Source organism: Nostoc sp. C057 (genome assembly GCF_013393925.1).
Classification (GTDB): Bacteria; Cyanobacteriota; Cyanobacteriia; order Cyanobacteriales; family Nostocaceae; genus Nostoc; species Nostoc muscorum_A.
In genome coordinates this window covers 6,508,419-6,520,030 of the sequence record NZ_CP040281.1, presented here as the reverse complement: position 1 = coordinate 6,520,030, position 11,612 = coordinate 6,508,419, and the positions used below count along the sequence as shown (strand labels likewise).

Here is an 11,612-nt window from a genome sequence, read left to right as displayed (position 1 = left end):
ACATGGAGATATAGGAAAAGGGCTTACCGTCGAGTATGCTTGGTCTATTTACGCCATGCAGGACTATGAATTGCGGTTTGTAACAAAAAAAGTGAATTGTGAAGCAATATTACGAATTTTGCAAAAATATTTAGAAATTGTCTACAAAGCAAACATGGTTCTAACGTAGAACCTATATAGGAGAGACTTGAGGCAAATGTGATGAGCGGAAATAATATTCAAAAGTATCGGTTTGTCTGTACGCTGACTTTTGGTGATATCTACGGTCAAATAATTGTTTGGTTAATTACAATTACCCTAAGTTTGGCATCTGCCTTGGCGCTGATGGGTGCGAAGCGTCCTGTGTACGCTTTAGCAACTGCGGGTTTGGTCGTTCTGCTATCGCTACCTTTCTTGTTGTTTGCGTTTGTCACGACCTTGTTAAATCATATTGAAGTCACTCCTGTAGGGCCGGGAACTAAAATGGAACCCATACCAGGTAATGTGTCTCAGCAACAACCTGTGCAAGCAGCTAGCTAAAGAGAAAATTAGGAATGAAGACCTAACTCTTCGCTTTTAATTTAAAAATTTGTAATAACATCCCTGTCTATAGGCAGGGAATTTTTTTGTAGAGATGCCACAGCGATCGCAACGCACTGCCTGATTAATCACATCTCTACAATAGAACAGCAGTGCTTTGCAATCAGGGGACTAATTATGCTGGAACACGATGTAATTATTGTTGGGGGTGGATTGGCGGGATGTCGTGCGGCGGTGGAAATTGCTCGCACTGATCCTAGTTTAAATATTGCTGTGGTTGCGAAAACACACCCAATTCGTTCTCATTCGGTGGCGGCTCAAGGTGGTATGGCTGCGTCGCTAAAAAATGTTGATTCCCAAGATAGTTGGGAAGCACATGCTTTTGATACTGTCAAGGGTTCTGATTATTTGGCAGACCAAGATGCTGTAGCAATTCTCACCCAAGAAGCGCCAGATGTGGTAATTGATTTGGAACATCTAGGCGTTTTGTTCTCTCGCTTACCCGATGGTCGCATTGCCCAACGAGCTTTTGGCGGACATTCCCACAACCGCACTTGTTATGCTGCCGATAAGACCGGTCACGCGATTTTGCACGAATTGGTTAACAATTTGCGGCGTTATGGAGTGCAAGTTTATGAAGAATGGTATGTGATGCGTCTCATCTTGGAAGAGAATGAGGCGAAAGGTGTGGTGATGTTCCATCTTTTGGATGGACATATAGAGGTGGTGCGAGCCAAGGCGGTGATGTTTGCCACTGGGGGCTATGGTCGCGTTTATAATACAACCTCTAATGATTACGCCTCTTCAGGTGATGGTTTGGCAATGACTGCGATCGCAGGTTTGCCCCTCGAAGATATGGAATTTGTCCAATTTCATCCCACTGGTTTATATCCCGTAGGGGTGCTAATTTCAGAAGCGGTACGGGGTGAAGGGGCGTATCTGATTAATAGTGAAGGCGATCGCTTTATGGCGAATTATGCACCCAGCCGCATGGAACTAGCTCCTCGTGATATTACCTCACGCGCGATCGCTTATGAAATCCGCGCCGGTCGTGGTATTCATCTCGACGGTAGCGCCGGTGGCCCCTTTGTCTATTTGGATCTCCGCCATTTGGGTAAAGAAAAAATTATGAGTCGCGTCCCCTTCTGTTGGGAAGAAGCACACCGCTTAGTGGGTGTTGACGCGGTAACTCAACCGATGCCAGTCCGCCCGACAATTCACTATTGTATGGGTGGTATTCCAGTTAATACTGATGGGCAAGTCCGCAGTAGTGGTGATGGTTTAGTTGATGCTTTCTTTGCGGCTGGAGAAACATCTTGTGTTTCCGTACATGGTGCGAATCGCCTTGGTAGTAACTCTTTGCTGGAATGTGTCGTTTATGGCAAGAGAACTGGAGCTGCGATCGCCAAATTTGTCCAAAAACGTAAGTTGCCCTCTGTAGATGAGCAACGCTATGTAATGCAAGCCCAGCAAGAAATCCAAGCTTTGCTAGAACAACCAGGAGAGTATCGCATTAACCAAGTCCGTCAAGCCTTCCAGGATTGTATGACTGAGTACTGTGGCGTTTTCCGCACTGAGGCATTAATGAGTGAAGGGTTACACAAATTAGCAGAAATCCAACAGCGATATCCACAAATTTATTTAGATGATAAAGGTAGTTGCTGGAATACAGAACTTGTGGAAGCTTTGGAATTGCGAAGTTTGATGATAGTGGGACAGACTATTTTGGCATCAGCGCTGAATCGTCAAGAAAGTCGGGGCGCTCATTTCCGCGAAGATTATTCCGAGCGAGATGATACAAACTTTTTGAAACATACAATGGCTTACTATTCACCAGCCGGAATTGATATTCAATATCGTCCGGTGGCAATTACTATGTTTGAGCCAAAAGAGCGGAAGTATTAGCTAAAGGTAAATTTATATGGGAAATCGAGGGGACTACAAAAAGTTTGTCTACCTCGATTAAAAATATAAATAGTTAAGTTATTAATTTAGAGCCTAATTGTATTTGAATCACAGCTATAGATTTGAAATAACCTGTTATTTAGTGAGAAGCGATCGCCAACCATAACAGAGGTGGTGACTCAGTGATGTAAAATCCTGAAGAGAGAAAAAGGTGATTAACAGAGTCTGAATAGCAATGGTACAGGATAGGAAGTCAACGGTTGTAATCACAGGTGCCTCTTCAGGGGTCGGTTTGTACGCTGCCAAGGCTCTTGCTGAAAGGGGATGGTATGTAGTGATGGCCTGTAGGGATGTAGCCAAAGCTCAACTGGCAGCCCAATCTGTGGGAATCCCGCATCAGGGCAGCTACACTATCATGCATATCGATCTTGGCTCTTTGGATAGCGTTCGACAATTTGTGAATAACTTTCGAGCAAGCGGCCACTCCCTAGACGCTTTGGTGTGCAACGCCGCAATTTATATGCCCTTAATAAAAGAGCCTTTACGCAGTCCAGAAGGTTACGAGTTAACTGTCACCACAAATCACCTGGGACATTTCCTTTTGTGTAACCTGATGCTAGAGGATCTGAAGAAGTCATCTTCAGAGCCAAGGCTCGTAATTTTGGGAACTGTTACCCACAATCCAGACGAACTGGGTGGAAAGATTCCGCCGCGTCCAGATTTGGGCGATTTGCAGGGCTTTGCAGAAGGGTTTAAAGAGCCGATCTCAATGATTGATGGCAAAAAATTTGAACCAGTCAAAGCTTACAAAGACAGCAAGGTTTGTAACGTGCTGACGATGCGGGAACTGCATCAGCGCTATCACGAGTCAACTGGTATCGTCTTCAACTCTCTCTATCCGGGATGTGTTGCAGAAACGCCATTATTTAGAAACCACTATCCCCTATTTCAGAAAATCTTCCCATTATTCCAGAAGTACATCACTAAGGGATATGTGTCTCAGGAGTTGGCGGGAGAACGAGTTGCGGCGGTGGTTGCCGATCCTGAGTACAATCAATCCGGTGTGTATTGGAGTTGGGGAAATCGCCAGAAGGAAGATGGTAAATCCTTTGTTCAAAAGGTTTCTCCTCAAGCCCGTGATGACGACAAAGGCGATCGCATGTGGCAACTAAGTGCTAAGTTGGTTGGACTTGCATAATGGGATATGATTTGGCGTTATCCTTGTGCATGAGTCTTCTTATCGTGTCCAGCAGTCACAGATGAGGGGTTTTTACCAAAGTAATCCTGAATCGGGCTGTATGTGCCGCTTTTCTAAAGTTATATCTCTCCATTCCCCACTCTTGACTTTTACCTATAACAGATGTAAAATCAGATTCGCATTGAAGGGGAGTAGCTGCTGGCAAAAAAATAAAAGCCAGTACATCTGAGTCAACATACTGGCGATGAGCCTGGTTCAGATGGCGAATAATAAATATTTGAAAGCGAGACCTTCACTAAGTTCACACCGAAAAGTGTAAACTTGGTGAGGTCTTTTGGTTCTCATCAAGCTTCACATCGGTAAAGGATTCTTCAGGAGCTTGAGAGAGTGTTAACAGCTTTTACCGCAGGTTTATTATTAATTACAGTTTCCGAATTAGGCGATAAAACATTTTTTATTGCTGTGATTTTGGCAATGCACCACCCACGGCGGCTGGTATTTATAGGTGTGACAGCTGCTTTGGCTGCGATGACCATCCTTTCGGTGCTATTTGGACAAGCGGTATCTTTATTGCCAAAAGCTTATATTCATTACGCCGAAATATTTTTGTTTCTTGCCTTTGGTATCAAGCTGTTATATGACGCGAGTAAGATGTCTTCGGCTGCTTGTGATACGGAAGTTATAGAAGAAGCCGAAGCTGCGGTGAAAAAAGCAGATTTGGAGTTACCAAAGAAAAAGACTTCCTTAGCAATTGTCATAGAAGCCTTTATATTGACATTTATGGCAGAGTGGGGCGATCGCACGCAAATTGCCACTATTGCCCTAGCCGCAGGTAATAATCCCATTGGAGTGACAATAGGTGCAATTTTAGGACATGCCATTTGTGCTGCGATCGCAGTTATTGGTGGCAAAATGATTGCCGGACGCATTTCTGAGCGTCAACTCACCTTTGTTGGCGGATGCCTGTTTTTAGTCTTTGGTGTCGTAGCTGCCATTGAAGGAGCATAAGGGGAGCAGGGGAAGCAGAGGGAGAAGAGGAGTGTGGGGAGTGTGGGGAGTGTGGGGGGTAAGACTTCTTCCCCATCCTCCCACACTTCCCCATCCTCCCACACCCCTTGGATTTCTCACTTGTGAGAAATCCAGGCTAATGCCCAATGCCCAATGCCCATTACTTCGGAGTACTTTTCAATGAAGGCGTGGGAGATACGGCCGAATTAGGAATTGGGGAAGTCATTCCTGCCTTTTTAATTTCGTCTTTGTACTGAGCAGGTGCTAAAGCTGCGGCACTATCAAATAAGGGTTTTGCATCTGCGTCTTTGCCCTGTTGTTTCAAGAGCATCGCTTTTGCCACAACGGGGCGAAAATCTTTAGGATCTTTCTTAATTGCTTGGTCATATACAGAGCTAGCTTGAGCGTAGCGTTTCTGGGAAGCATGAACAGAACCTAACAACACCTGCACGGCTACTGTATCTACACTTCCAGGCTGAATTGTATTTGCTTGGGCTGCTTTCGAGAGGGTTTCTTGCAGTAAACCAATAGCTGCTTCTGGGCGTTGCTGACTGATCAACAAAGCCACCATTCCTTGCAAAGCCTTCAAATCGCCAGGTTTTGTAGACAAAATTGTGCGATAAGCTTGAGCGGCTCCTTCGCGATCGCCTATTTGCTGTTTAGCTTGAGCTAGTAGCACTGAATATTCTGACTGTTCGGGATTTAGCTTGGCTAGCTTTTCCAGAGGTTCAATGACAACTTGGATATCAGCTGGTTTAACCTCACTTTTTTCTTTTTGACTCAGTAGTTGTAGACGCGCCTGCAATAAGCCCTTAAGCGCAGTCTGATTTTCTGGTTCCCTTTGCAAAACCAGTTCATAACCCCGTACTTCATCTTCCAATTTTGATTTTTGGTCAGCAGAGGGCAAAGTGCCTCTGGTGCTAGCGGTATTCTGGTTTGAGGGTGGCGTATTATTAAATGCTCCAATTATGGGAATCACCGAAACACCCACAAAAGCAAGAACTGCCAGCGCCAATACGACTTGAACTATCCAGCGATTGCGTGGTTGAGACACAGTTTTGTCTTTCTCCTGAACTCTAATGACATTATCATTTACACAAATCGTAAAGTTATAAATTTCCAAAACTTTGCGGAATATCGCCAATTGCCTGTGAATTTTATAACAATTAACTATTTACACTGCTAAAGTAAGTGATGACTTTAGGAGGAGCCGTCAGAATTGTAGCTATGATATGCTTCCGAAACTAGTGTAAAGGCGCTAAATTACACGTTTAATGTACAAACACTAAATTTAGCGCCTTTAGGATTGTATAGAGTACTCTAGTGTGAATTTGTGAAAAGCCAATATACTTTCATCAATCGCACAAATGCTCTTTCCAGCTACCTTTATAAAATCCCACAATGGGATGTGTCTCCGCCGCAAGGAGTTTTTATGAATTCCGACCTGATGCCGTTGCCTGAATCCTCCAATTCTTCTGCCTCTAACCAGGGCCCAAATAAAATAGAGGCTGCCTCTAATGTTCACATAGTACCCAAGCCCTCTAAATTTGAAAATTCGCCTGTCAACCCCAGCGAGACTGACTCAAATGGGAACTTAGTCAATCGACAGCAACCGATTCCACCTCCCAGCGAACCGATGCAGTACCGAGCGATCGGATTAGTCCGGGGTCGCTATCATGCTAGCAGCGAACAATTTACTCAAGGTACGCTACTAACCACAGATGGTGTAGAACTCAATGCCGTCCTCCTAGGCCGGATTATGAGCTTAGTCAAGAATCATCTAGACTTAGAAAAAGAACATTTGTGGGTAGTATATCCACGTACAAGACAAGAAAATGACACCTTGCACATCCAAATCGTCGGAGTTTGGGAGCCAGAAAATCTGGCTAAAAGCTCAACAGATGAGGACGAATCAGATTTAGAGTTGCAAGAGTCACAGACACCCGATGATGGCTTATCCGAAAATTCTGAATTAAGCACAATTCCCACGATCCCCTCATCAGAAGTAGCTGATGGTGGTTTTTCTGTTCGTGGTGAAGTAGTATACCAATCTTTTGACGCTAAGAGTTTGGTAGTCAAAATTAGGCAGGCTGCACGCAAACCAACTGACAAACCCAAGTATTTCAAGTTGAAATTGAGGGGTGTCCTGACCACCAAAGCGGTAGGAAAGTTCTGGGATTTCCAAGCCAAGCGAGAAGCTGATGTTTTGATCGTAGAAAAAGCTGAAGCGATCGCTGACTTGCCCAAAAAACGCAAACCACCATTCAGAGGTGGCCCTCGTGCTGGCGGTGGCGGTGGTGGTGGTGCTGGTGCTGGTGGTAGAAGACCATTCCCCCCCAGACGCAGCGGCGAAACTCCGCGTCCCATCAAGAAAACAGGTACAGGCGGAGACACCTCTGTGGTGTCAAAACCTATACCAAAAACGCCTGCTCCTAAACCCATCAAGCGACCGAAACCGACTCAAGAGTAGGGAATGGGGCATTGGGCATTGGGCATTGGGAATTCGGCATTAGCCTGGATTTCTCACAAGTGAGAAATCCAAGGGGTGTGGGAGGATGGGGAAGTGTGGGAGGATGGGGAAGAAGTCCTACCCCCCACACTCCCCACACTCCCCACACTCCCCACACTCCTCTTCTCCCTCTGCTTCCCTGCCCCATTCCCCATTCCCCAATATCAAAAATCCGTTCGACGGTCTTGGGGTAGAAAAGATCGCTCCATCGGAATTGGAGAAACTGGTTCTGTGAGGGTAAATGTCCCTGCTTCGATCCACTTTTTCAACTCTAGGGCGACTTGCCTAGAAAAAAACAAACTCGCTAAGGGGGCAGAGCGTACAGCTTTGCCCTCAATAGTGATCCTCCCAGATTTGAGTTGGGCATAACTCACCAAACCAAAAGTGGGACGAACGCGCCGGGGAATGGAAAAATCTACGATTGGGGCTACTAAGTCTTTATCCTGTACAGCGCAGTGTTCAACTACTTGTTCATTTAATACAGGGAGTGGAACACCAACGCCTAACATCAATGAGGGGCCATAACTTTTAAAGTAACAACCCCGCACCCAATGAGCATCCATTTGTTTGGCATCACCAATTAAAGCTAAAGTCGCAGAAGGCCCAATCGGTGTACGATTAGCTAAACGTTTTTGTAAGGGGAAGTGCTGAGTGCCTTCCCAGGCAACATAACCAATACCGCCACCTAAAAAAATTCGAGTCCCTATACCAACGAGTTGTAAATCGGGATCGTTGAGTAAGGGTGAAATAGCACCGGGATTAGAGTAAACGGCATTCCCCAAACGCGGTTGTAAAGGGCCCAGATAGGTGAACAGGGGGCGATCGCCACCATTTACACCAACAATAAAATTTTGATAAAGATTACGTGGATTGAATAAATAAAACTGATTTATCGTTTCACGGGTAACTGTAGTCTCAAAACTTGCTCTGGGGTAACAATCTGTTACTTGTCCTTGCGCTTTTACGTGTATAGCTTTACCAGCGATCAAATCTTCGATTACATGACCGCCGCCACGTTCTCGGACTTCTTCTCCGTCCGTCGTCTCCACAGCACAACTCGCACCCAAATATAAATCTACTGCTCCAAAACCAGAGTATGCTGGTACGCCATCTAACCAGCAACGACGAATTTTGATCGGAGGGTCAGTGTGTCCGAGATTGATAATTGCACCGCTTGATTCCATCGGCTCAAATGTACCAGTGGTAATTACATCAACTTCTTTAGCCGCTTTAGTAACACCAATTTCTACAACTCGTGCTTTTAACTCTTCAGTTGTCAACACTACCGCACGTTGGCGGATGATTTTCTCGTTAATTTCTGCAATTGTTCGCATCTTATCAGTGCTAGCGCTTCCTGCTATCTTCCTCTCTGAAGGATATCTTGATAAATCAGAGAATCTTGCATAATTTCCTGTCGAAATAGTTGTCTGCTAATGTCGATACGACAGCTTAACACCCCCGATAGGCTTAAAATTCCCCAAAAAACAATTCGACTATTGCAAAGTCCAAATCATATATTTTTTGGGATAAGTACGCCAACTGTATTAAAAAATTTAACAGCTACGTAAAATTACTATCAAAAAAGCCTTGCATTATCAATCAAATGTATGTATGGTTAGAATTAATTAGACTTTCTGGGTCTAGATAATTTTACGTGAACAGAAAGAAACATTTCTGGCTTTTGTAAAGCATCCCAGCCAACTAGTCAATCACAAAATGGGAGCTAATAGTATATGCTAGAAGGTTTTGCTAAGGGAGAAGCTACTTAAGAGCAATTATACAACGGATATCTAAGCAAAAGTTAGAACTCTATATATTTGCGAAATTGTCCTGACTTCTACACCTCAGCACAATTAATTCTATTTATTGCTATTCATTTTATCGAAACAGAATTCAGGAGTCAGGAGCCAGAATTCAGTTGGGTATTCTGTGCGACTGGTGGATAGCGCAGCGTAAAGCCTGCGGCATAGCAACTCTTAGAGTAAGTCCGTGATAGCGAGTATTTTCGAGTCGCGTCTTGATTCTGACTCCTGTTAGCGGATAGCTAAGGTTTAGCCCATTCTGACTTCTGAGTTCTTCTTCAATGCTACATTTCACCCAATAACGAATTGAGTAAGAGGCAATGACAATGACTACTTCTGAATTACCTAATCTTAATCAAAAAAACCAAAATAAAGTTTCCAATAGGATTGAAAATTTATCCTCGACATCAGATGAAAAAAAGTTATTTAATTTGAAGGTAATTGAATATTTATTACTTGCAGCTTTTGTTTCTTCTGCACTCTTTATTGTTTTTCTTTCAGAAGATAAAACAGTTGTCATTTCTGGGGCAGTAGCTCTAACTTTCTTATTTTTTTTGTTGCTCATCAATAGACAAGTATTCCAGAGCTATAAGAAGGCAGCTTATCAGTCAGAACTCACCAAAAAAGCTGAACTGTATAGTTATCTATTAACTAACCCTAATTCTTGGGATAAAGAAACACTGACTTTAACAAGAGGAAAGGCTTTACAATACAGCCAAGACTTGATTGACGATTATAAAAAAATTAGGGGTGTATCAAGGAACCTTTACTATAGTTTGCAAATTGCGACAGTGATTTTATCAGGAGTCACACCAATTTTAGTTCTGGTAGACAAATTAGAAGCAGGACAAGCTTGGCTCAAATGGCTGCCTGTACTCTGCCCAGCTATTGCTTCTATAGTTGCTAGTATAGTTACCCAGGGCAAACGCATCTAAAGTATAAGAATCCTTTAATAGCAAGGGTTTTGGCGTTTTTTAATTTAGCCTATTTTTTCATCAAGATCCTTGCCCAGCAAGGGTTTCAGAAATCCCGTGCGTTCGCCCTGTATAGTTACCTCTTTTCCTTTTCAGAAGAATTTACTTGCTGCTAACACAGCAGTTGAATTGTTAGAAGCTGAACAAGAAAAATTTATATTGGGTGTAACTCCACCTTATCGTTGTTATGATGTTTCTGACGAAAGCCAACAGCAACAAAAGGCAAGTCAAGCATTAGAATACTTTGTTGTTCAAGTGAACAACATTCATCTCAACCAATTGCAACAAACGAGTGAAACGCAATCAGAGAAGACAGAATCTACTTCTTCATCTAATGAGTCAAACAAAGCGCGAGCAGAGGTAACGAAGTAGAAAGATACTTGATTAGTTAATTGCGATCGCAAATCAGTCGAGTATTAGTTCAAATAGGACAATACAGTTCAGCTAATACCAATTTAATATGAAGCTGCATAGAATAAAGCTTCCAGGATAAAGTTGTAAGAAGAGACAGAAATTACCTGCTCAAAAGTAAGTTGGTCGAATATTTCTTGGATGCGCTCGCGTAAAGCTTGTAAAGAAGAAAAAAGTTGATTTTTGAGTGGTTTTTTGAGGAGTTGCCAAAGTCTTTCAATGGGATTGAGTTCAGGGGCTGAAGGTGGTTGAAACAAAGGAATAATATTTTCTGGCCAACGGAGTTTTGAACTTGTATGGTAGGTAGCTTGGTCAATCTGTAAAATTGCATAATCCGAGCCTAATTGCACAGATAGCCAGTCCAAAAACTGTTGAAAACACTCGCCATCTAGTTTTGGATATTCATAAAGAAAGTGGTCTCCAGTTAATGGTTCAATTGCACCATAAATCCAAAAGTTTTCCCTCGGCCATATCACCTTAACAGTGGGCTTGACTCCAAAAGCTGTAATCACTTTTCCTGTAAGAGTTTTGAGTCCAACCCTAGTTTCATCCTGGCACAGGTAGCGAACACACTTGCCGGGTGCTAAATGTTCTTCTAGACAATTGAGTATGATACCGAGTTTTTTTAAACTCAGATACCAACTTTTCGTCCTGCTTATGGCTTTGAGGGCGAGGCACTTTTAGTTTTGCCCCCAATCGATATCGAACCCACGCATAAACCGTTGCATACTCTATATCTTGTCCATGTTCTTCTTTTAACCACTCAACTATTGCACCATAGCTACTAAAGCCTTTTCCTGTTTTTAACTCCTCCTCAAGTGCTGCGATCGCAGCATCATCGATTTTCCGTTTTGCTCCTGGTGCTTTTTTGATTTCTAATAAGCCTGATATCCCATCAGTTTTGTACTTCTGCAACCATCTCGTGACCGTTGAAGTATCTCTTGCCAAGCGTTTTCCAATATCTTGCTGCTCTTTAACCTGCCCGCTTTTTATCCACCACAGCATAATAAGCTTTTCTTTCTGGGTTCCTAAATTCGCTGTTTGTAAACGTTTTTTAAGTTCTTCTTCGCTCTCTGCGATTTCAATCTTAAAAGGGCGGCTCATGGTTCTTTTAATTTATCGAGTTTGTTTCCTCTATTATATGCAGCTTCATATTAAATTGGTATAAGGCTAAAACTCTTTGCCCAAGTCAATTTTTTTAACGAACCGCATTCGCGCAGCGTCTCGTTAGAGAAGGATGCAAAGATAAGAAAGAAGTCCTTAACTGAACCGTATTGTCAAATAGG

Annotated in this window: 10 protein-coding genes and 1 pseudogene; 7 read left to right on the top strand and 4 right to left on the bottom strand. The window is 43.2% G+C overall.

Annotated features, from left to right (window positions below):
- Positions 1 to 201: 201 nt before the first annotated feature.
- From FD724_RS27700 to FD724_RS27685, 4 genes are all read left to right on the top strand, one after another.
- Positions 202 to 519, top strand: a complete 318-nt coding sequence (locus FD724_RS27700; protein WP_114084056.1) for a hypothetical protein — start codon at positions 202 to 204, stop codon at positions 517 to 519.
- Positions 520 to 696: 177 nt separating this feature from the next.
- Positions 697 to 2,424, top strand: coding sequence for a succinate dehydrogenase/fumarate reductase flavoprotein subunit (locus tag FD724_RS27695; RefSeq protein WP_179074832.1), 1,728 nt, complete (start codon positions 697 to 699; stop codon positions 2,422 to 2,424).
- Positions 2,425 to 2,659: 235 nt separating this feature from the next.
- On the top strand, positions 2,660 to 3,622 hold the full coding sequence (locus FD724_RS27690) for a protochlorophyllide reductase (RefSeq protein ID WP_163931646.1): 963 nt from the start codon (positions 2,660 to 2,662) through the stop codon (positions 3,620 to 3,622).
- Between the two features lie 387 nt (positions 3,623 to 4,009).
- Positions 4,010 to 4,630, top strand: coding sequence for a TMEM165/GDT1 family protein (locus tag FD724_RS27685; protein ID WP_114084050.1), 621 nt, complete (start codon positions 4,010 to 4,012; stop codon positions 4,628 to 4,630).
- Between the two features lie 160 nt (positions 4,631 to 4,790).
- Here the strand turns inward: FD724_RS27685 and FD724_RS27680 are convergent, their stop codons facing one another.
- Positions 4,791 to 5,684 (bottom strand): lipopolysaccharide assembly protein LapB, encoded by an 894-nt coding sequence (locus FD724_RS27680; RefSeq protein ID WP_179074831.1) that lies wholly within the window; start codon positions 5,682 to 5,684, stop codon positions 4,791 to 4,793.
- 378 nt (positions 5,685 to 6,062) lie between these two features.
- On the opposite strand from FD724_RS27680, the gene FD724_RS27675 reads away from it, so the two are divergent.
- Entirely contained in the window at positions 6,063 to 7,100 is a 1,038-nt protein-coding gene (locus FD724_RS27675; protein WP_179074830.1) for a hypothetical protein, read from the top strand.
- Positions 7,101 to 7,303: 203 nt separating this feature from the next.
- Here FD724_RS27675 and FD724_RS27670 read toward each other — a convergent pair whose 3' ends face one another.
- The gene (locus tag FD724_RS27670; protein WP_114084048.1) at positions 7,304 to 8,473 is read right to left on the bottom strand and encodes a homocysteine biosynthesis protein; all 1,170 of its coding nucleotides are present in this window, start codon (positions 8,471 to 8,473) and stop codon (positions 7,304 to 7,306) included.
- A 794-nt stretch (positions 8,474 to 9,267) separates the two neighbouring features.
- Between FD724_RS27670 and FD724_RS27665 the strand changes: the two genes are divergently transcribed.
- The gene (locus FD724_RS27665) at positions 9,268 to 9,876 is read left to right on the top strand and encodes an SLATT domain-containing protein (protein WP_179074829.1); all 609 of its coding nucleotides are present in this window, start codon (positions 9,268 to 9,270) and stop codon (positions 9,874 to 9,876) included.
- A 111-nt stretch (positions 9,877 to 9,987) separates the two neighbouring features.
- Positions 9,988 to 10,287 (top strand): annotated as a pseudogene (locus tag FD724_RS27660) (DUF4231 domain-containing protein); the annotation flags it as partial.
- Positions 10,288 to 10,370: 83 nt separating this feature from the next.
- Here the strand turns inward: FD724_RS27660 and FD724_RS27655 are convergent.
- Positions 10,371 to 10,886, bottom strand: a complete 516-nt coding sequence (locus FD724_RS27655) for an IS630 family transposase (RefSeq protein WP_256874611.1) — start codon at positions 10,884 to 10,886, stop codon at positions 10,371 to 10,373.
- Positions 10,873 to 11,430, bottom strand: coding sequence for a helix-turn-helix domain-containing protein (locus FD724_RS27650; protein ID WP_179074828.1), 558 nt, complete (start codon positions 11,428 to 11,430; stop codon positions 10,873 to 10,875). Before FD724_RS27650 ends, FD724_RS27655 begins: the two co-directional genes overlap by 14 nt.
- Positions 11,431 to 11,612 lie beyond the last annotated feature (182 nt).

Excerpts from the sequence above, each read along its gene's own strand:
- FD724_RS27650 (WP_179074828.1), bottom strand. The coding sequence starts at position 11,430 with ATGAGCCGCCCTTTTAAGATTGAAATCGCAGAGAGCGAAGAAGAACTT.
- FD724_RS27675 (WP_179074830.1), top strand. The coding sequence starts at position 6,063 with ATGAATTCCGACCTGATGCCGTTGCCTGAATCCTCCAATTCTTCTGCC.
- FD724_RS27665 (WP_179074829.1), top strand. The coding sequence starts at position 9,268 with ATGACTACTTCTGAATTACCTAATCTTAATCAAAAAAACCAAAATAAA.
- FD724_RS27700 (WP_114084056.1), top strand. The coding sequence starts at position 202 with ATGAGCGGAAATAATATTCAAAAGTATCGGTTTGTCTGTACGCTGACT.
- FD724_RS27695 (WP_179074832.1), top strand. The coding sequence starts at position 697 with ATGCTGGAACACGATGTAATTATTGTTGGGGGTGGATTGGCGGGATGT.
- FD724_RS27690 (WP_163931646.1), top strand. The coding sequence starts at position 2,660 with ATGGTACAGGATAGGAAGTCAACGGTTGTAATCACAGGTGCCTCTTCA.
- FD724_RS27670 (WP_114084048.1), bottom strand. The coding sequence starts at position 8,473 with ATGCGAACAATTGCAGAAATTAACGAGAAAATCATCCGCCAACGTGCG.